Below are 20,782 nucleotides of genomic sequence, written 5' to 3'. Positions count from 1 at the left end.
AAACAAATCTAAGTTTTCAATAAATTCCGCAAAACCGCATTTGGTAGATTTATCCGTCAGTCACGATATGGGGGCGTCCAGTAAAGGGCAGTCAAAGCTAAGCTAACATTACATACAAAACAAAAAAATATTATCGCGAAGAGACGGTAGAGCATGCATCTTTTCGTAGATAATTTAATGTCGCACAAGGTAGCTTTTACGTATTATGGTTATTTTGATACGCTAAACTTCGTTTATACATACACTTAATATACCCTTTATAACTTTTTCGCCTAACACCTCTTGCGGCGGGGGATCTCCTCCGGGCTTTCACCGTACTACGGTGAGTGCCAACACCAGGACACGTTCAAGCTACCATAAACAGAACGGGGCGCACTAACCACTTTCGACTTTCAGCCGGGGGAGTTTGGGATGCCTCCAGCGCCAGCGTCGTCTCCGTCTCTCAAATAAATATCAAGCTAGGCCTTTACCAAACTAAACGTTGTTACAATCTAGGCGTAACTCGTAGACTTTTCCACATCATAAAGCACCGCCCAGCATGGGCATATGGCACTTGTGTACGAGGCCGCGCACGACAAACACAAGCATCCCGCGCTGGTTAAGCCTACAAATATTTGACTTTTTCCTATTTTATTCCCCTGCTCTATTTTTTCCACAAGCACCCTATTTGATTTTTTGCTATTTTGATATTATAACTATGTTTTTCTTAATCCTCTGATAAACGAACAAAAAGCGAACTTATATAATCAGGGGCGACGTCTCTACCCTATTGGTGGCTCGACCTGCAACCCGCGCGGACGAGCAATCCACCCCCTGCCCGCTCTACTTATAAAACACTCGCTGATTGACGCGCACATCAATATACGTAGGCGTCGCGCCACTACCCTGGAAGAATGTCATAGCCTTGACCGCTTGCGCCACCTGTGCCGCCGCTTCCCTGTCGGTGGTCATTTTAATACTGTATGGACGGCCCTTGATTGACAGAAGCGCCTGGCGAACGGTGTTTTGTGGCAGGATAATTTCCGTAACTTCGAGCTGGTGCTCGCGAAAGCCGGCGACAGCTTGACCGAGAAAACTAAGAAAGTGGCGATTAATAACCTCCTGGCCGGCGGCGGTCGGCACGCCACTCTGGTCTTTGACGATGACTGACGGCGAGCCCACGTAGGTGGTCGAGAATGTCACACCCGCATCGTCAACAAAATAGCTTTTATCACCAGAAGTCCACTGGACAACGGGCTGGCGAAAGGTAAGTTTGAGGCGCGGCCTGGCGAGCTGGTCAGCCTCGAGGCGAACCGTCTTGACCTCTGGGGCTTTCTCAAGGAAAAAACTAGCCAGCGACTGATGATTGAGCACAAACAGAAACCGCTCAGCTGGGCGCACACTGAGGTATTCATCGATGAGGCGGTGATAGCGATCGGCCTCTTTAGCACTGGCTGCGTCTGGCGTTTGCACCGAGACCGTGACGGTACATTGCCATGCGAGTAGACCAATGACAATAAGCACCAGCGCACTGCTAAGGAGGATAATCCACCGCGTCCGGCGACGCCGAGATTTCGCATGCTGAATCGTGCGCTCTGAGGTCTCGACTGGCGAGGCGGTGTGGCGGGTGTTGAGATTGCGATTGCGGCGATAGGCTGTTTCAAATGAACTATCCTCGTTAATGAGCGCCGCTTGACGACGAGCCGCAATTTCGCGGCGTGTGGCCAGCGTAGATTTTGCCCGAGAAAAGGGTAATTTCACCGACGTCTCCCCTGCCGACGAATGACAGTGAGGAGCATCGCTGCCATGTCTTTAGCGGCGTTGGGCTTCGCAAACGTACCGATGTTTCGCCCGAGGCCGGCCAAGATCCGCGGCGACTTAACGAGGCCAATGACCTTCTTGCTCAGTACCTCTGGCGTCTGCTCCAGCGTCGACTCCTCAACGATCACTGCCGCCAGCGCGTCCTGATACACCTTGGCATTCTTGAGCTGATGACCGGCCGTCAACATGCCATTCGGCACGATCACCGCTGGTTTATGCAGCGCCGCCAGCTCCAGCAGCGTCGTCGCACCAGCCCGCGCCACCACCACATCCGCTGCCGCCAGCACTTCAGCCATACCGTGGTTAACAAACGCTTCTAATCGCCAGCCCGCCCGGCTATCAACGCGCTCTTTCAGCTCGTTAAACTGATGCTTACCAGAGATCAAGAATACCGACGTCTCAGCCAGCAGCTGCTCGCGCGTGGCTACCACCGCCTCATTGAGGCGCGCTGCTCCCAGTCCACCGCCAGTCACCACCACCAGCGGCCGTGCCGGATCAAAGCCAAACTTGGCCTTTAGCTGCCGCCGTTCAGCCGCGCTGTATGGTCGAAATTCCTCAGCCACCGGGATGCCGACATACTCCGCCTTGACGTCAGGATAATTATAGTGCTCCAGCGGCGCCCCGGTGCCGATCTTGGCAGCAAATGGCGCTAGCAACCGATTGGTCAGTCCCGGATGCGCGTCCGAATCATGCAGCACCAGCGGAATTTTCAGCAGCCGCGCTGCATAGCCAACCGGCAGGCACACGTAGCCGCCCTTGATAAAAATCACATCTGGCCGCCACCTCAGCAACTTACAAAAGCTCTGAATAAACCCAACCCCCACTAGAAAGATATCGCGCAGATTCGGTAGTAAAATTGACGGTCGAAGATGAAACGCCATATTTTTACCGTGGTAGCGACGGATCTTGCCAGCGATAATCAGCTCAACCGGGACCGTCTCGTCAAATTTACCAAAAATACCGCGAGCGCTAGCGCCAAATTTCCGATCACACCAAAACCGCAATTCGTGATCACCCGATGATCGCAACTCCTTACACACTGCCACGACTGGCGTAACGTGTCCGCCCGAGCCGCCGCCGACTGCCAAGATCTTTGCCACTTCCCTCTCCTTCCATTAATGGTTTATGCGCCGTGTAGGCTGATAGTTGAAATGCCAGACCCAGCGCCGCTGCGATAAATAACATGCTGGTGCCGCCATAACTGAGCAGCGGCAGCGAGATACCAGTCATCGGAATAATCCCCGTCATTGAGCCAATATTCATCAGCACATGCGACGCCACCCAGCCAAATACGCCCGCCACCACCAGCCGTAAGTGCATATCAGCCAGCCGCGACGTCACCTTGAGCAGGCTCAGCAGCAGCGCCGAAAACAACGCCAAAATAACCGACAGGCCGACAAATCCAAACGTTTCGCCCATCACCGCAAAAATCGAGTCATTAATCGCCTCTGGCAGGTAACCTGTCGCCTGCACACTTTTACCGATGCCGAGACCCAATAGACCGCCCGAACCGATGGCGATGCGCGCTTGTTGGATGTGATAATTATTTTCATCCCGGCTGGCTGATTGATGCGTATCACCCTGGATAAAGGTCATCACTCGCTCGATGCGGTGCGGTGATGAGAACGTCAGCACCAACGCCGCAGCCGCGATCACCAGCACGATGCGTCGCAGTAGCCGAACGTCCATCCCCGACACCGCTAACACCGACAGTACCAGCGCTACGAGCGACACACCCGTCCCCAAATCTTTCTGCAGCACCACCACCACAAACATCGACACCGCCATAATAATACCAAGTGGGATCAGCGTCTCGTTGATATCGTTGAGTTTGCCTTGGCGCACTCGCTTGGCCAAAAACCCGGCCACAAACAATAGCAAACCAAATTTCAATAACTCCGCCGGCTGAAAACTACCCAGTCCACCCAGATAAAACCAGCGGTACGCGCCGTTGGTGTCCGATGCAAATGGCAGATGCAGCAGCGCCCCGCAAACCACCAACAAGAAACACGCCGTCAAGCCCGCGATAAACAGTCGCTTGGCCCACGCCTCGGTCAACCACCGATATGGCAATATCGCCGCCACCCCAAATGCCACCACAGCGGTGATGACGCTGGCCAGCTGCTTATTGAAAAAGAAGGTGTCGCTATAATTCGCGCCGTGGGTATGATTCAACACATTTGCCCGCTGCGGCCCCAGCGCATACATCACCACCAACCCGAGCATCAATAACAACCCCATGTACAGCACGATCTGATACATCGGCCGGTGGCGACGCACCGCCTTGGCGGTTGAGGTGGCGGCAGTGCGGTTACGCAATATGACCCCCCGCCAGGGCCAGCATCACGCCGATAAACGCCATCACACAGCCAATCACCCAAAACCGCATCGTCACTTTAGTTTCCGGCCAGCCGCTGGCCTCTAGGTGATGATGGATTGGCGCTGACAAGAAAATTTTGTGCTTAAAGAGTTTTTTGCTCACAATCTGAATCAAGCTCGAACCTGCCTCGATCACAAACAACAACCCAATCACCGGCAGCAGCAGCAATGAATTAGTCAACATCGCCACTACCCCCAAACTCACCCCATAGGCAAAACTACCAACATCGCCCATGAAAAACCTTGCTGGATAGATGTTAAACCAGAGATAACTCAGCAACACACCAACTACCGTGAAGCAAAACCCCGCCAGCAATACTTGTTGCTGCAACAGGGCAATTACCCCAAACGCTCCAAAACTAATCCCCAACAACCCGCCGGCCAAACCATCCATACCATCAGAAATATTAACCGCGTTACCAGTCGCCACCACTGCAAAGGCAAACAGCGGGACGATCAGCCAGCCAATTGCCACGTCGCCCATAAACGGCACATGGAAGCTGGCCACGCCCAGCTTGACATAGAAAAACCAGCCAAGGACGACACCAATGAGGACAATTAACGCAAATTTTACCGGACTACGTAAGCCGGCTGCACCACCGCCCAGCCCGCGTAGATTAATAACATCATCAATAAGCCCAACCGCGGCACCGCCAATCAACGCCGCCAGTGGCAGCCATGTCTGCGCTCGATCTAAATTACAAACGAACGTCACCACAAAAATCGAAATAACACCGATAACTCCGGCCATTGTTGGAATATTTCGCCGCAATTTTGCCGCTTGGAATTTAGCAAAAACCTTCAACTCTTTGCCGTCGGTACTCTCCGAGCGCTGCCGCTTCCAGAACCGGTATCGATAGGCAAAAAACGTATAAATTGGCGTCAGAAACATCGCTAGTAAGAACGCCCCGACACTGAGCAAAAATACGTGCGTTAATTCGTTGGTCATTGTTTGTAAAGCAGTTGCCATGGCTATCCCTTCGGTGCTAATTTCATATAATCAATCATCCAGTTGGAGATATCAGTAAAAATTGGTGCAGCGTGAATGTTACCCTGTAAGTTCTTGCGCTTGCCAGGCGCCGCGACACGTACCATTATGACATACTCGGGGCGATTTGCGCCACCATAGCCGATATACGTCGCTACTGTTTCGTCCATGGTATAGCTACCATTGATCAGTGTCTCTGAGGTACCAGTCTTGCCGCCAACATCATAGCCCGGCTTGTCTTTATCGGGCATACGCTGATTGAGAACCGCCCGCGCTGTTGACAGCATGCCGCGCATGGTGGCTGATGACTGCTCAAAAATCGTCCTACGCAGCAGCGAAGCAGCCGCTGGCTTCAGGCCACCATTGACGTCCACCGTTCCAGCCACCACTGTCGGCCGAAAATATTGCCCACCATTCACCACCGAACAAAACGCACTGGCTGCCTGCACCATCGTCGCATTCATACCCTGCCCGAACGTAATATTCGCGTAATTCACCTCCGCTCCCGGCCGATTTGGCACGTAAAGCAGCCCCGGCGCCTCTGCTAGCTCAATCCCCGTCGCCTCGCCGAACCCAAACTTCTCATGATAATACTCATACAGTGTCTGCCGCGCACCCGGGGTGATCATCGATCCATCGCCTAGCCGCCGCGCAATCGTAATCATACCGACATTGAGCGAATTATTAAATGCACTCTGCATACTCGTTGTGCCGCTAAGCCCCCTTAGGGCGTTACACATTTTCCGATCCCCCACCTCAGTACAATCAGTATTCGAGTACGTTGTCTGCGGCGTCACCACACCCTTATCAATCCCCGTCGCCATACTGAACGTCTTGACAATGGAGCCCGGCTCAAACGGCAGCATTGTCGTCGCGTTACTAAACACTGCTGCGTCTTTTTGCTTGGCGTACTCGGCTGGATTATACGTCGGATAATTTGCCATCGCTAGCACCTGCCCATTATTTGGATTCATTACCATCACGCTGCCCTCGGTCGCGCCGGCCTTTTCGATCCCTCGTTTGAGCGCTTCTTCGGTATAACTCTGCACATTTCGATCAATCGACAACGCCACATTCTCGCCCGACTTCGCCTCGACACGCACGTTATCCTTACTCAGCGTCAGCGGCACATTACGCACGTCCGCCACTGTTTTGAGTAGGCCATCGCGGCCCTTCAGCCTATCATTCAGCGCCCCTTCAACCCCGTACTGACCCTTGCCCTCAGCATTCACGAAGCCTAGCACCTGCGCTGCCAGTTGCCCCTCCGGATAGTTGCGAATCGACCCCTTTTGATACAAGATACCGACAAAATCCTTGGCCTTTAACTTCTCGGCTTGCGTGCGCGTGATGTTGCGTGCCAGCACTTCGTAGCGAGAGGTGGTGCGCTCCAGCCGCTTGGCTGCATCGCTCACTACCTCGCCACCCGCGATTTCCTGCAGCGCTGCGACAATCTGCTGACGCTGCTCTTGCTTGACCGTCTGCGGATCAGCGATAACCGTATAAACTGTTTGGTTGAGTACCACAGGAACAGCCGTACCGCCATCCATCATGTATAGCTTGCCACGCTCGGCCGGAATGACGAAATGCCGCTGCTGACTGGCCTGAGCCAGTGACACGTATTCGCTGTGTTTGATGATCTGTAAATAAAACAGCCGCATCACAAAAATCGCCATCATCCCCAAAAGAATGATAGCGAGTACGCCGGTTCGAGATTGCGTTAAGTGACGTTTCATACCGCTTGTCCTATTGTACCACTTTTGCCCGAACTAGCGAGCATAGTTCGTCTGCGCCGGTGTTTTCATCGCCGATGCAACATTGCTGTGCTTGACCTTTTCGAGCGCCGTCAGCCGCGCATTTTGCACCTCTAGCTCTGACTTTTTCGTCGCCAGCTCATTCAACTGCGAATCCAGCCCCTCCGCCTCGTAACCATAGGCCGTCGTCTTTGTCGCCTGCGTCAAGTACACCAGCCCCAGTACCATAATCATCAGCGCCACCAGCACCGTATGTGCCACTGGCCCGAGCTTGGTCTGTGATCGAAAACGGGTGGCGTTCTGGTTACGGCGAAGCTGTGGCCCAGGACGACGCGGCGTAAATGTGGTGGATGAGCGTGTGTGCATAAATAATTTCTGTGTGTGTTTAAATGTGTTACGTTTGGTACTTTAGTGGCGCATCATAATGACACGGGAAAATACAGCCGGTCGGCCCGCCCTTATCGTGGAAGAGCGAGCCGCCGAGCTTGCATACTTTTTCCGGGAAAACTATCAAGCGAGCTTACTTAGCCGCGGCGTACCGCAACGGTCTCAGCTGCTTCTGCGTCCTGGAATTGTACTTTGATGTGGATTGGCATGGTGTCGCCCTCCTTTGTTTGTTTATGTTTTCACGGCGTAGCGAAACTGAGCGCTCCGACTACGCGGGTTGTGAACATCTTCTGTTCCAGACACCGGTTTTTTCTCTGGGATGATCAGCTCGGCCTCATAGCCAGCAGCCGCTTGCTCCCAGAAATATCGCTTGACCAATCGATCCTCCAGACTATGAAAGCTAATTATTCCAACGCGCCCGCCCCGGTTAAGGAGGCGCGGTAGCAGCGGCAATAATTCTTCAACCAGCCGAAGTTCGTGATTGACTTCAATGCGCAGTGCCTGAAAAGTGCGAGTCGCCGGATGATGTTTCATCCCGCCGCGACCGACAGTGTGCTTGATCAGACCAGCCAGCTCAGTCGTTCCCCGAATCGGCCTGGCGCTAACAATTGCCTGTGCAATCCGCCTAGCCCGCCCGGGACTTTCCTCGCCGTAACGAGTCATCAGCCGCGTCAGCTCATCAACCGAATACGAATTGACGATATCCGCCGCTGTCGTTTCCGTCCGATTATCCATCCGCATATCCAGCGGTCCGTCAAACCGAAACGAAAAACCTCTCTCTGCTCTGTCAAGCTGCGGTGACGACACCCCCAAATCAGCCAAAATCACGTCAAATGTACGTCCCTGCTTGACCAAATCCCGCGCTGCGCTCACAAAATCCTTGTGAATTAGCGTGGCACCTTTTTCAGCCAAATCGCCCAGCGTGTTAATCGCGTTATCATCGCGATCAACCAGCACTGCGCCCAAGTAATTATCCGTCCTCGTTAAGAATTCCCTGGCGTGGCCGCCATAGCCAGCCGTCAGGTCAAGATAACTCTCGCCTTTAGCTGGCCGCAACCTATCCAAGGTCACCTCCAGGAGTACGGGAACATGAATCGGTTCGCTCACTTGAAGCGCTTCCGACTGTGGTGGATGTTCTTTAATACTCATAGCAAAAGTATACCATCCCGCAAGCCGATCCGCACGAGCGTAAGCGAGCTTTAGGGGGAGGAGGTAGCGCAGACGAATTTAGTTCGGCTGGCTACCGGCGGGGTGAGCCCCTCCTCTTTTGCTGCTCGAGATCACCTAACTGGATATTTAATTCTGGCTGTTTTGTATTTGTGTTTTGTTTGTTTTTGTTGTCTTAAGAGTGGAAATGTGATGATTGTCAGTGACAACCATAGTTTCCAAAAGAGACTTATGTGTGAGGTGGAGTTTTTTGGGAGGTGTTTTGAGGAAAGAACGTTGCCGTTTTTATCGTGGAGCAAATTGCCACCTGCCATCTTCAAATACCCAGATAGTTGATCTCGAGAGGTTTTCAAATTGTTAAAGTACTGACCCCGGCTAATCAATCCGCATTCTCGGCCGCCATCAGCCGAAAATACGCGCCCGCCCGCACCGCCACGACTTCCCGGTCAATGCCGGCATAGTCGAGTAGATGCTGCTCGATCGTCACTCGCCCCTGTTTCTGGTCGAGCGCCGATGCGGTTTTACCGCGGCGAAACTTGACGTTCAGGTCGGCCACCCGCTCATCCAGAATACTCCCGGTCAGCGCGCCCTCCACTTCCCGATCCCAGACTTGCTGTGGATACAGGTGCAGATAGTTGCCAAACCCGCGGGTCAACACGACGCCGGACGCAAACTCTGCCCTGAGCTCGGCTGGGATGGTCAAGCGCCGCTTGTCGTCCAACTTTCGCTCAAAGTAATCTGTCTGCACGTCGTCCTTCCTCCGTGGTAGATTAGTTGGTTTTTCTAGTGGATGTTTGTTTTGGTTGGTGTTACCCGCCAACATTCGTTCCACTACCTCCACTATACTACCCACAACTACCCACATGCAAGCCTTTTTACCCACTTTCTACCCATTTCCCTACCAAACAAAAACTTTTCCACGGTTTTGTGGAAAAGTCTAGTGGTGTGGTATAACGGCGGAGCGCTACTTTCTCTAGCATGTCGCTTTACATTCGAATCTAGGGTTATGCGAAGCTGGTCACTATTTCCGCAGCTTCTTGATCACCGCCGCAAACCAGTGCGCGCTTGGGCGTATCGTCCGGGTCATGGTCCGCCGATCGACTGCTACCAGGCCAAACTTTGGCCAATAACCCTTGTCCCATTCAAAATTGTCGAGCAGGCTCCAGTGCAAATAACCGATTAGCTTGACGTCATGTTTGAGCGCCTCGTGCATGGCCTTGATGGTCTCGGTCAGCCACCACTGCCGCTGACTATCAGCGCCGTCTGCCAGCCCATTCTCGGTAATCATAATCGGCAACCGATAGCGCTCGGCAACATCCTCCAGCAGGTATTGCAGCTTATCCGGCTGCATATCCCAGCCGAGATCACTGACCTTCAGGTACGGGTCATGTGCCCGATAGCCATAAATCCGCCGCGCAAAGTAATAATTGATCGCCAAGAAATCACTATGCCGCCGCACTCGACGCAGCACCCACGTGTTCAAGAAATAATGTACCACCCGCGCACTAGCGCGGCTGAGAATCGCGTCATCGCCCGGATAGCAATAAATCAGATGATGCGCCATCGACACCTTCCACTTTTTGCGAGCACGCGTCAATTTATACACTTTTTTATGCGCCGTAACGAGGTTACAGAGCACGCGCAGCATATCACACTTGCGAGTTTTATTCGGCGGCCAATGCCCCTCGAGGTAACTCTCACCAGCGTACACGGTCGGCTCGTTAATCGTCACGATCCACTCGATATCGCGCCCCAGCTCGCTCAAAACTTTTTCGACATAATACACGAAATATTTGATGTTGCGCCGCTTTTCAAAACCGCCTTTGGCCATAAACCACTCCGGCAGCGTAAAGTGAAACAGCGTCACCACCGGTGTAATACCCATCTTTTTCAGCGTCCGTAGATACGTCCGATAGTGGGCAATCGCCGCCGCGTCCCACGCGCCCTCTTGCGGCTCAATTCGTGCCCATTCGATACAGAACCGAAAGGCATTCATGTTGAGACTCTTGAGAATCGCGAAATCTTCCTCGTAGCGATGGTAATGATCGACACCCCGCCCCGATACGTAGTTGTCAGGCCTGGTCGCCTCTTTTTTGATGCGCGGCCAGCTGTCAAGATCACCAAATTGATGCGGTGCTTGCACGGACAGCCGCTTGGCATGTTCGAGCTCCCACGTCGTCCACTGATTCACCAGGCCACCCTCGACCTGATGCGCCGACGTCGCTACACCCCATAAAAACTTCTTTGGAAACACGATGCGTTCAGATTGCTTCGTTGTCATCAATGTATATTATACCAAGTTATCAGCTCATCTGCCAGCCTGGGGCTACTGCACCACATCCTCCCCAAAATGTTTCTGCAGCCGCATGCGAATTGAGCCTTCGTGGCGACCAAGTTTTTGGCTAAGCTGCTGGATGGTCGCGCCTTGTAAAAATTCCTGTTTGAGGATGTCGTCGTCGGCTTTTTCCCACGGCATGTACGCTTTCGGATGTGTCTCGCGCATTTTGGCAATCTTTTGCTGCCAGCTAGCGGACTGAGGCTTTTTGCCAGATTTTTTCGGCACTGACTGCTTTCGCTTCATGTCCTCCAACATCGGACGATAGTGCTTGGCCGCTTCATCACTTGCTCGCTGCAATACCTCGTCAATCGCCAACGCATCCGGCGAGACTTCCAGTGCCTTGCGGTTAATACCGTAAAGATACAGATTATCGAGATCACGCACCCGGCTGAGAGCTACATAACCCATACCTTCAACAAACGCCTTTCTCAGGTCAATCCGAGCCGCATCCAAGGTCATACCCTGACTTTTATGCACGGTGATAGCCCACGCCAGTCGCAGCGGCACCTGTGAGATACTGGCGCGCCTACGCTCGCCATCGCGTAGCTCCCAGACATCCGGCACCATGGTCACCTGCTGGCCACCACGAAACTCTACAATCGGATAGTCCGTCAGTGGCTCAAAATCCACCACTGTACCGATGCTACCATTGGCGTACAATTTCTGCGGCGAATTTTTCACGGCCATCACCAACGCACCCGGTTTCAACACGAGTTCACTCGGCGCCAACACCGACCGTTGCAAGCTCTCGACGTATACCTTCGAGCCAGTCGTCGTCTGCTGATACGTCCGCTCCTCGCCCACCAGCTCTGCCAGCTTCTGGCTGTTGATAGCGTCAACATCAACATTGACGGTATGTAGCTCGGTGATGTCACCATCAGGCAGCTCGACCTCCGTCCGTGCCAGCAACATCTCAGCGTGATGTCGCCTGATATCGTCATGTCTCAGTGCTGTCAAAATCTCGAGGAGCTGCTCATCATTTTGCCGATATTGCCGCTCCAGATACAGCACCGCCGGCTGCAGCTCCTGCCACGCTTCCGAATACACCACAAAGCCGCCGCCCTGCTCGCCCGGACGATTGATCGGCGGCAGCTGGAAAAAGTCGCCACTCATCACCAGCTGAATACCGCCAAACGGCTGGTCATTTTCCCGGACACCACGCAGCACCTGATCGACCATGTCTAGCCGAAAATCATGCAGCATGGAAATCTCATCAATTACCAACACATCAGTCTTGGTAATCACCTCACGCCGCGTTTTTGACAGCCGATCAAAAAAGTTGTTCGCCAAGTGATCACTGACACCAATGCCGCTCCAACTGTGAATGGTATTGCCACCCAAATGCGTCGCCGCCAAGCCCGTCGTCGCTGTTACCGACACCTTTTTACCCTGGTCACGCGCCTGTGCAATAAACGTGTTCAGCAGGTGTGTTTTGCCGGTACCCGCCGCGCCCGTCAGCAGCGCCGACCGACCGCTCATCAAAATCGCCAGCGCTAATTCCTGGTCCATGCCTAACCTCGCGGCGGTTCGCCTTCTGGCTCACCCAGCAGTTTTTTCGACTTAATCTCGTAGCGCTTGCCAGTAATTTTACTCTCGATGTAGTCCTCATTGATCAAGTTCACAAACATATCCAGATCATTACCATCCATAATGATAATCGCGCCGTTATCATCACTCATCAGCTCCAGCTGCATCTCATCAGCATAGTCCAGTACCTGCTCTTGTTTGACCTCGCCGATCTCCAATTTCTGCAGTTTATTGATGGTCTTTTTGCGCTCCTTGACCAGCGCATTTAGATCCAAGCCCTCTGGAAAACTCAATTTGTATTCCTTTTCGATCTCCGCCACCTTCTTATCGGCAATCACTTGCTTCTTGTATTCATAGCCAAACATCCGCTCAAACTTGCCTGGATTAAAGGCAAATATATCCTGACCGATGATCAGCACCTGGTTATCGTCTGGCACCTTAAACCCGACTTCCGCCTTAAACGCGCCAAACTTGCCGTCAGAAAACTCCCACGCCAGTGCGCTTTTCAGCGTCTGCCCCTGCTGAATTAATTTGGCGGTGTAAAAGATTTTTTCTGGATCATTTGGGTCAGTAAACCGCGCTATCACGCCCTTCATCCGCTTGAACTCATGCTCGGTTTCCGAGAATTCCACGATGTCATCACGCTCGTGTTCGATCAAATGAAGCAAGGTTTCCGCCCGGCCGACCTTGGCGAGGTCTGCTCGCAATAGCACGTTATCTTCCGCTTCGCTCAGCTCATAGTCGCGCACACTGAGGCCGGTACCCGCCCCCAAATTAACTTGATTGATATAATCAAACAAAAATAGCGGCCGGAGCTGCTGCTCAACATCACCCTTCAAAGGCATGAAATACGGCGTGTAATTTTTATTAAATAAGAACAGCTCTATCTGTAAATCGTTCTTCTTCGCATCAGTTTGATTGGCCCACAAAAAAATATCAGTCGTTTCCCTCACTTCTTCCATGAGGGTAATTATAGCAATTTTTGTCAGATGTCGCCAGCTGCTATTTAGTTAATCGCTCGCCTTCACGCGCTCGGTTGGCCCACTCATCCGCCAGCTCATTGCCCTCGTCGCCCTCGTGGCCACGCACCCAGCGGAGTTCCGCCTGCGACTGCACATATAACTCGTATAATTCCTGTACGATATCCAAGTTCTTAATCTCGCCACCCTTCTTTGTCCAGCCGCGCTGCCTCCAGCCTGGCGCCCACTTGGTCACCACATTGATCCAAAATTCGCTATCAGTATAAATCACACATGGCGCGCCGTCAGCGTCCTGAAGCGCCGCAATCAGCGCCTTGCCTTCCATGCGAATATTGGTCGTTTCGCCGTCCTCGGAGCCCAAGATCCACGGCTGAAGATCCTTGATCACCGCGAAGCCGCCCGGGCCGGGATTGGGGCTAGTCGAACCGTCAGTGTAGTAAATTGTCATATTCTGATTATACATAGTTTGCCGAGACTAGGCGAGCTCATGACACAAGAAATGATATAAATCCTCCAGCAACGCATCACGCGCCGGAGTTGAACGCTCATTTACTTCCAGATCATGGCTGGCATAGTCGCGCCGCTGGTGGATCTGCTTGAGCAGCTGAGACATCGTTTGAGCAATGGCATGTTTATCTTCATCAGAGACTGGGCGCTGCCGCTCCAGCTGACGAATATATTTATAAATAATATGCGCCACCTCTCCCGTCCGCGATCGCCGACGCTCATCCTCGGTGACAAACTGCACTTCGACCGGCACGCCCTTGTCTAGCCCTGGATAATCCATCAGGAAAGTCGTCTTGGAAACCTGATATTTCTGACCGCGCTGCTGCACACTTTCAGCATCCTGGACCACAAACTCGCAGCGCTCTGTATCAAACCCGCGTTGCTCCATCTCCCGGCGAACGGTAGTAACATAATCCACCGTACCATGGACACAAATGGCACTGGATTTACTGGCGGCCTTTTTCAGCTGAAACGCTGGGTTCATATCAATTCGCCGCTGCAAAAACTCCACAAAATCACGTGCCTGAGCTTTCACATTCTTTGATATAACGGTCAAGCCCAGCACGTCCATCGGTGTATACTCTGGTTTGTCGTTCTGGTGCGCTTCATGCACCTTGGCTGCCCACGACCCCACAGTTTTCAGGCGATATTTTCCATAGACCGCCTTACCGTTTTGCGCTACAAAATCTCCGATGTGAACTGACCGATTGTGACACGATGCTTCACTGCGCAAACCAACCACTGCTTCGGTCTCGACTTGTTCAGTACCAAAAATTGTATTAACTAAATTACGGACACCAACGTGGCGAGTTTTTTCATACTGCTCGCGGATCTCCTCGATGAGCTTACGCTTGCCCTGCCCCTCCAGCCGAATGATATGCGCCTGTGAACGCAGGCTTGCCGCCAGCCCGTCAAATCCCATCACTTCACACAGCGGCGCATAGAATGACTCCGCCTCCAAGACATCCTGCAGTTTGGCAGACTCACGCGATGATGACGGATAGCACATATTGTCGAGTAGCTCACAGGCCTTGATGATCACCGCCTCGATATTGGTTTTATCGAGGAATTCAGCCATCTGCTCCACATCAACAAATGGCTCGATCTGCCGCCATGCCTCAGCCGGTACCGATTCTTGATAATGATCAGTGATAATCTCTCTGATATCTTCAGGGATAGTAGTGGCCACCCGCACTCGGTGATGAGCAGAGGCCTTTTCCGTTGCAATAAAGTCCGCTAGGAGCGACGCTACATATGAACCCTGCGCACACGTCACCCCAGTTTCAGGATTCGTAAATACATCGGCCAGAGCCAAGCCAGCAGCCTGTCGACGCTCCGGTGTGCACTTCTGGCTGTCTCTGTTGTGAAAACGGTCGACCACGTCATGCAGCAGCACGGCATAAAGCGCTTCGGGCGGTAGTTTCAAGCCGGCAAACTCCTCCACCAGTTCCATCGTCCGCTTAGCATGCTCTATCAGATCTTCTCGCTCACCCACTCCATCGGCTTGGAAATATTCCTCAAGCGCCAACTGAAAAGGAAACTCAAGAGATGGACGTTCGAGGTCTATCGTTTTTTCAAATTTTTGCGGTGTGCTTGGCTCTGGCTGCTCACTGCGCGAAGAACATAATTCACTCATAATTCAGTTCGTTGTCAAACTGGGCTATTATAACAGATGAATTAAATTTAGTCAATAAAATACGCGCCGGCATCCGGATACGCATTGTACCGTTTCAGCGACATGCTCTGGCAATACGCCCCCGCATCAAAGATCACTAGCTTATCACCAATCTCCGCCTGAGTTAGTCGTCGCGATTCGAGATTTTCTGGATTACTGGGTGCCGGTGTCAAGATATCGCCCGTCTCGCAGCAATGCCCTACCACGATGTACTCTCGCTGCTCCTCGCGACCCGACAACACCATCATCTCGTGCTGCGCGCCATACATTCCCGGCCGGGTGATGTCATTCATACCGGTATCAAGGCGCAAAAATGTATGACCATCCGCCCCGGTATCAACAATGTCCACCACCTCCGCAACCAACACACCAGCGTGCGCCACCAGCCAGGTTCCCGGTTCAATTTCTAGATGTAATTGCCGCCCGGTTTCTTCAGAAAACTGAGCTAATTTCCGAGAAAACACCTCGCAAATTGCTGCCAGATCCGCCTCCTGCTCATCACCGAACCGATACACCTTAAAGCCGCCGCCAATGTCTAGAGTGGTCACCTCTGGCAGTCGCCCAACAAGCGCCAATGCCGCATCCATCGCCTCGCCCCACAACCGTGGATCAGCACCCGAGCCGATGTGAATATGCAGCCGATCAATCGTTATGTTATGACGCCTCGCCAGCCCTAGCGCCTGCTCGGTATACGCATGCCACAAGCCAAAGCTGGAATTAACCCCACCGGTCATCGTCCGATTATTATGCCCCGAGCCCATGCCAGGATTGAGCCGCAGACCGACCGTATTTGGGCGGTATGGACTCGAGGCAAACAGCTCTAATTGACGAAGCGACGTCGCCACGTAACGCACGCCAGCCTGGAGCAGCTCATCAAGGTTGTGCGCCGGCTGCTGGCTAGAGAGGCTGATTGTTGGGCCGCTCACCCCCTGCTTGAGTAATAGCGCCGCCTCGTAACTTGAGCTGGCATCAAATTGCAACCCCAACTTATCAAATAATCGTATAATCTCGGGGTGCGAATTTGCCTTGGCCGCGTAACGCACCGTCAGACCGAACGGCACTCGGCACGCCAGCGCCTGCCGGGCCCGCTCCTCTAGTATCCGCCTCGAATACACAAAGCTCGGCGTATCAAGCACCTCAGGCAACTGATCGATCGGAAATTTCATCATTATCAATTATACCAGGAATCTGGCTCAATGCTGTCGCTACTGGCCACGCTGGATGTTCTGGCGCCGTGATGTTATTGTACTCAACTGTCTGGATAAACCGCACACCATCGGGCAGATCACCACCAATTGGTTTATCATCAACCATCCACACCTCGCCAGTTGGACGCTGCTCACGGAAATAATCGCTTTTCGACTGCAGTGTGGTAATAATCTCCACCCCTTCAAGCGACGGACACAGCGCCGCCTTGAACCGCTGGTAATTCGCTGGCCCGTAGGTCAAGACATGCACCGTTCCGCGCTGCCTGGCCCAGGCTACCAACTCAGCCACCCCGTCGTACTCCATTCGCCCATCAGCCAACGTCGACTGAAGCAGGAACGAGAATACCGCCTCCTCACCAAGTTCCGCCGCCTGCACATGCGCCGCAAAATCATAATAGTATGCTTTCTCAGTGCGCACATAAAAGTCAGTCCGCCGCTTCAGCTCTGCCTCGCTGTCAATGCCAAACTGCTGCCCAAGCAGCCCCCACTCCGCCGCATCCAATTCGCTTGTCCGAAACAGGGTGCGATCAAGATCAAGAAACAAGTTCAAACTCATGAAAAGTAAATCCTCATTAACTCCCTGGCTACACGATCCGAATCGTGACGGATCAGACTACGCAGCGCCGCTAGCGGATCGGCCTTTTTATTATGTTGGCGAACGCCATTAGCGATCAGATGTTTACCCGAGGCGTGGTAATGCTTTTTCTTGAGCTCCTCCTCATCCCATTCAACCAAATATTCACCGTTGTGCGCGTATTTATCAAGCAGCTCCTGTGGCGGACGATAATTATTATACAGCACATAATCCATGCTCACTCCAGCAAACCGCTCAATCTCATCGACGAAGTCCGCCACCGTAAAGCCATCAGTCTGCGTCGGCTTAGTCACGAGATTACAGACATACACCTTTTTGGCCTTGGTTTCAGCCAAAGCCCGCGTCACACCGCGCACCAGTAGTGCTGGCGCCAAACTACCATACAATAACCCCGGCGCTACCACCACGAGGTCGGCATCCAGAATCGCTTGCCGAGCATGCGGATTAATCGTTGCTGGCGGGCTGAGTTCCAGCCACGGCCGCTCATCACCTGGAATATTCGTCACCTCGATAGCATGCTCGCCCTCAACGACCGTACCGTCACGCAGCCTCAACGATAACTTGGTATCGTCCAGCGTAATCGGAAATACCCGTCCGTTTACGCCGAGCACCTCGCTGGCCGTCTCGACCGCTTGCGAAAAACTCCCCGTCATCTTTTCCAGCGCCGCCATGAACAAATTACCAAACGCGTGTCCCTTCATACTGCCCTCGTCAAACCGGTAATTGAACAGGTCGCGCACCTTTGGCGAACTACTCAGCGCCACCAGACATTGCCGCACATCACCCGCCGGCAGCACACCCAGCTCATCGCGTAGCATGCCCGTCGAGCCACCATCGTCAACCATATTGACCAGCGCCGTGATACTATGGGTATACCTTTTCAAACCCGACAGTAGCGTGAAGCTACCAGTTCCGCCACCGATTACTACAATTTTTACTCCAAAATATTCTCTATCCGCTTCATACGTCATGCCCGCATTATAGCACTTCAGCGAGCTTAGACCAACGTGCCCTTTGGTAGCGGCCACTCGAGGAACATCTGATGCTGCGTGTTAACGGCGGTCAGTATATGACCAGCCACCTTGGCCGGGTCATTGAAAAAGGCATAATCATCCGGCCGACGCCCCCGCCAAAACGGTGTTTTCATCGCCCCGGGCAAGAACAGCGCTACGCGAATCGGTAAATGCTGCTCGTCCGCCTGCAACGCCAAGCTGCGCGCCAGCCCCGCCTGGGCGTGCTTGGTTGCCACATACACGGCTTCGTCCCTGCGAGCTTTGATACTGCTGGTCGAGCCGATTACTATTAGTGTGGATCGTATCCGCTGCTGCGCCATCCTATGCCAGGCCCACTGCACCAGTGGCAACGGACCAGCGAAATTAACCTCCGCCATCGAGCGCGCATCAGGCTGATCCTCGAAATTACCGCGCCAGCCATAGCCCGCCGCCCAGACAAATTGCTCAATAGCATCGCCGCCCAGAATCTGCTCAATCCGCGCCGACGCTGCTTCAACCTGCTCGGGATAATACACATCCAACGGGAAGCCCTCGCCGTGCTCCTGAACATTATGCGTCTGCCCCAGCACCAACACGCGCTTACCGCTTTCTCTGAGCTGCCGCGCCATCTCCAGCCCAAGCCCACTCGTCCCACCAAGAATAATATGCATATGGTTATTATAGCAGGAGGAGTGATGGACTGTAAAATGCCGAGCGTGGGTGCCTCAAATATCAGAGCGGCGTCCAAGCCGACGAGTCCAGATATATTTATTGACACACCTACGAATGACGCTTCAGCCAATCAGCAATCGCATCGATATCGAGATGATCGGTCGCGACGCGGACAGCAAAGTCTTCTAGTTCACCACACCGGGCTACAAAACTATAATCATTCACCTCAAGTAGCGTTAGTCCAGCCAACATGGCTGTCCGCTTATTGCCATCAACAAATGGATGGTCACCAATAATCCCGCGCATTAATGCCACTGCCTTGGTAAATACTGTTGCGTACAATTCCTCGCCAAATACTACCTGATGCTGCGCCGACACCACAGCTTCTAGCCGACCAATATCACGCACACCACCTGCACCGCCGTCTTTTACAAGAACTAGCGCGTGAAGTTGCAAGATCTGCTCGAGAGTCAAACTAACCATTAGCGCTTCGCCAGGTGAGAAAAATCCTCTTTGTATCGCTCAAGGAGCGAATTTGCGACCTTTAACACTTCATCGCAATCAGCCGCCACCGTCCGCTTGCGTATCGTAACCTCAATCTCGTCACCATCATGAACACCCAGCGCCCGTAGTTGCTTAGCCGGCAATGTCACGCCGCGGCTGGAACCAATCTTGATAACCTTCTGAATTGTAGTGATTGTCATGCAAACATTATAACAAAATTATAATTTTATTGCAATTCACTTCCCCTATTGTACGCTGCTAGCAAGCTTTATCAAATCTGCAGTCATATCTGAATCAATCAAAGCGTGGTGGGTGGTGCGTCCATTCTTTGACATAATTGACCCTAGTATATCTGTCGTTTTCCGCGCCATAGCATCCAGCCACTCATCCGTCAGCACCTCACCAGTTTGTGGCTGCTTGATATCCTCACATGAGCACTGGATAGCCTCTTCAAAATATTGTGTCATTTCGCCGTTAAATGAGTCTCCTCCATACTTGGTCTGACCTATATAGGCGCCTGGGATACCCGCAACCTTCAGACCATAAAGTGTCTCACCGGCACCTATACAGGCCCCATCGTCCCACGAAAACCTCTCGCGCAGTAGTTCAATTGTTTCTTTCAAATCACGATACTCTGAGAATCCCAAAATAAGCGTATCCTGGCGATACCGCTGTGGACCCTCTTGATTATATGGAACCCAAAGTTTTCCATAGTCCGGACGAGCACCTGAATTTACAAGGTCTGCTACCATCTGCAATGATAATAGATCCGTGCGATGTAAATATAATCTGGTTGGAGGCAATTCACCATCCTCGCTCCTATCGTCTCCAAATTGGAAAGAGGGCATCTCTTGTCCTAATTCAAATCCCCCCTTCTCATAGCCAGCTTGATTCAGGGCACTAATTAGACTCTTGGATCCAGCACTAAGCACGTTAATATCATCGGGACTAAAGGCTCTCTCGCAGCGACCCGTCATAGCATTATAAATCGCACGATCCAAATGCGTACGTTCTGGATGCTCCATAACAGTGTTGCCATTCGGCAAGTCTTTCATCTTATGACGACCTTCAACTATAAGAGGGCCTTCGCATTCTACAGGTTCTAACTCCGGACCTATAAGCCACTCCTCCCCAGTGGTAGCATCATACATTAACCGTCTACGGATTATCACGGGTGCAACGGTCACGCCATCGGACTCAAGACGCCCACGGACTGCCTCCATAATTATCCGCTTGATCTCGGTCTTGCTTATAAACTCTGGACTACCCGTATCGTAATCACAGGAGTTACTTAATAATTCCTTTATCATGC

20 protein-coding genes are annotated in these 20,782 nt (G+C 52.7%); all 20 read right to left on the bottom strand.

All coding sequences use genetic code 11. The features are described 5' to 3' along the window. Positions 1-822: 822 nt before the first annotated feature. Positions 823-1,740 carry a hypothetical protein gene (locus tag GWK74_01515; protein ID QHU90200.1) on the bottom strand — a complete coding sequence of 306 codons (918 nt, stop codon included), beginning with the start codon at positions 1,738-1,740 and terminating at the stop codon, positions 823-825. Beyond that, the gene (locus GWK74_01510; GenBank protein ID QHU90199.1) at positions 1,737-2,900 is read right to left on the bottom strand and encodes a hypothetical protein; all 1,164 of its coding nucleotides are present in this window, start codon (positions 2,898-2,900) and stop codon (positions 1,737-1,739) included. Before GWK74_01510 ends, GWK74_01515 begins: the two co-directional genes overlap by 4 nt. After that, entirely contained in the window at positions 2,833-4,119 is a 1,287-nt protein-coding gene (locus GWK74_01505) for an FtsW/RodA/SpoVE family cell cycle protein (GenBank protein ID QHU90198.1), read from the bottom strand. The genes GWK74_01510 and GWK74_01505 overlap by 68 nt, the downstream gene beginning before the upstream one ends. Further along, positions 4,112-5,149 (bottom strand): phospho-N-acetylmuramoyl-pentapeptide-transferase, encoded by a 1,038-nt coding sequence (gene mraY / locus GWK74_01500; GenBank protein ID QHU90197.1) that lies wholly within the window; start codon positions 5,147-5,149, stop codon positions 4,112-4,114. The genes GWK74_01505 and mraY overlap by 8 nt, the downstream gene beginning before the upstream one ends. A 2-nt stretch (positions 5,150-5,151) precedes the next feature. Then, complete coding sequence (locus GWK74_01495) at positions 5,152-6,900, bottom strand: hypothetical protein (protein ID QHU90196.1); 1,749 nt, start codon at positions 6,898-6,900, stop codon at positions 5,152-5,154. A gap of 33 nt (positions 6,901-6,933) precedes the next feature. Next, positions 6,934-7,284, bottom strand: coding sequence for a hypothetical protein (locus GWK74_01490; protein ID QHU90195.1), 351 nt, complete (start codon positions 7,282-7,284; stop codon positions 6,934-6,936). A 252-nt stretch (positions 7,285-7,536) separates the two neighbouring features. Beyond that, positions 7,537-8,454: a 16S rRNA (cytosine(1402)-N(4))-methyltransferase RsmH gene (gene rsmH, locus GWK74_01485; GenBank protein QHU90194.1), complete on the bottom strand. Its 918-nt coding sequence runs from the start codon at positions 8,452-8,454 to the stop codon at positions 7,537-7,539. Positions 8,455-8,851: 397 nt separating this feature from the next. Then, entirely contained in the window at positions 8,852-9,304 is a 453-nt protein-coding gene (locus tag GWK74_01480; protein ID QHU90193.1) for a hypothetical protein, read from the bottom strand. Between the two features lie 189 nt (positions 9,305-9,493). Beyond that, complete coding sequence (locus tag GWK74_01475; protein ID QHU90192.1) at positions 9,494-10,753, bottom strand: family 1 glycosylhydrolase; 1,260 nt, start codon at positions 10,751-10,753, stop codon at positions 9,494-9,496. A 45-nt stretch (positions 10,754-10,798) separates the two neighbouring features. Continuing rightward, entirely contained in the window at positions 10,799-12,319 is a 1,521-nt protein-coding gene (locus tag GWK74_01470) for an AAA family ATPase (GenBank protein ID QHU90191.1), read from the bottom strand. Positions 12,320-12,321: 2 nt separating this feature from the next. Further along, positions 12,322-13,299: a DUF4868 domain-containing protein gene (locus tag GWK74_01465; protein ID QHU90190.1), complete on the bottom strand. Its 978-nt coding sequence runs from the start codon at positions 13,297-13,299 to the stop codon at positions 12,322-12,324. 40 nt (positions 13,300-13,339) lie between these two features. Beyond that, positions 13,340-13,765 carry a ribonuclease HI gene (locus tag GWK74_01460; protein QHU90189.1) on the bottom strand — a complete coding sequence of 142 codons (426 nt, stop codon included), beginning with the start codon at positions 13,763-13,765 and terminating at the stop codon, positions 13,340-13,342. Between the two features lie 27 nt (positions 13,766-13,792). Further along, positions 13,793-15,460, bottom strand: a complete 1,668-nt coding sequence (locus tag GWK74_01455; GenBank protein QHU90188.1) for a hypothetical protein — start codon at positions 15,458-15,460, stop codon at positions 13,793-13,795. Positions 15,461-15,507: 47 nt separating this feature from the next. Then, positions 15,508-16,668: a diaminopimelate decarboxylase gene (locus tag GWK74_01450; GenBank protein QHU90187.1), complete on the bottom strand. Its 1,161-nt coding sequence runs from the start codon at positions 16,666-16,668 to the stop codon at positions 15,508-15,510. Beyond that, entirely contained in the window at positions 16,637-17,263 is a 627-nt protein-coding gene (locus tag GWK74_01445; GenBank protein QHU90186.1) for a hypothetical protein, read from the bottom strand. The genes GWK74_01450 and GWK74_01445 overlap by 32 nt, the downstream gene beginning before the upstream one ends. Beyond that, complete coding sequence (gene yvcK, locus GWK74_01440) at positions 17,260-18,273, bottom strand: uridine diphosphate-N-acetylglucosamine-binding protein YvcK (protein ID QHU90185.1); 1,014 nt, start codon at positions 18,271-18,273, stop codon at positions 17,260-17,262. The genes GWK74_01445 and yvcK overlap by 4 nt, the downstream gene beginning before the upstream one ends. A 26-nt stretch (positions 18,274-18,299) precedes the next feature. Continuing rightward, complete coding sequence (locus GWK74_01435; GenBank protein QHU90184.1) at positions 18,300-18,965, bottom strand: SDR family NAD(P)-dependent oxidoreductase; 666 nt, start codon at positions 18,963-18,965, stop codon at positions 18,300-18,302. Positions 18,966-19,074: 109 nt separating this feature from the next. Then, the gene (locus tag GWK74_01430) at positions 19,075-19,449 is read right to left on the bottom strand and encodes a type II toxin-antitoxin system death-on-curing family toxin (GenBank protein QHU90183.1); all 375 of its coding nucleotides are present in this window, start codon (positions 19,447-19,449) and stop codon (positions 19,075-19,077) included. Then, positions 19,449-19,670: a hypothetical protein gene (locus tag GWK74_01425; GenBank protein ID QHU90182.1), complete on the bottom strand. Its 222-nt coding sequence runs from the start codon at positions 19,668-19,670 to the stop codon at positions 19,449-19,451. The genes GWK74_01430 and GWK74_01425 overlap by 1 nt, the downstream gene beginning before the upstream one ends. Positions 19,671-19,715: 45 nt before the next feature. Continuing rightward, positions 19,716-20,780, bottom strand: coding sequence for a hypothetical protein (locus GWK74_01420; GenBank protein ID QHU90181.1), 1,065 nt, complete (start codon positions 20,778-20,780; stop codon positions 19,716-19,718). Positions 20,781-20,782: the final 2 nt, after the last annotated feature.

The organism is Candidatus Saccharibacteria bacterium oral taxon 488 (assembly GCA_010202115.1).
Classification (GTDB): domain Bacteria; phylum Patescibacteriota; class Saccharimonadia; order Saccharimonadales; family Saccharimonadaceae; genus Nanosynbacter.
Note: the sequence above shows the minus strand (reverse complement) of the source record. Positions and strands in the feature narration are given on the sequence as shown.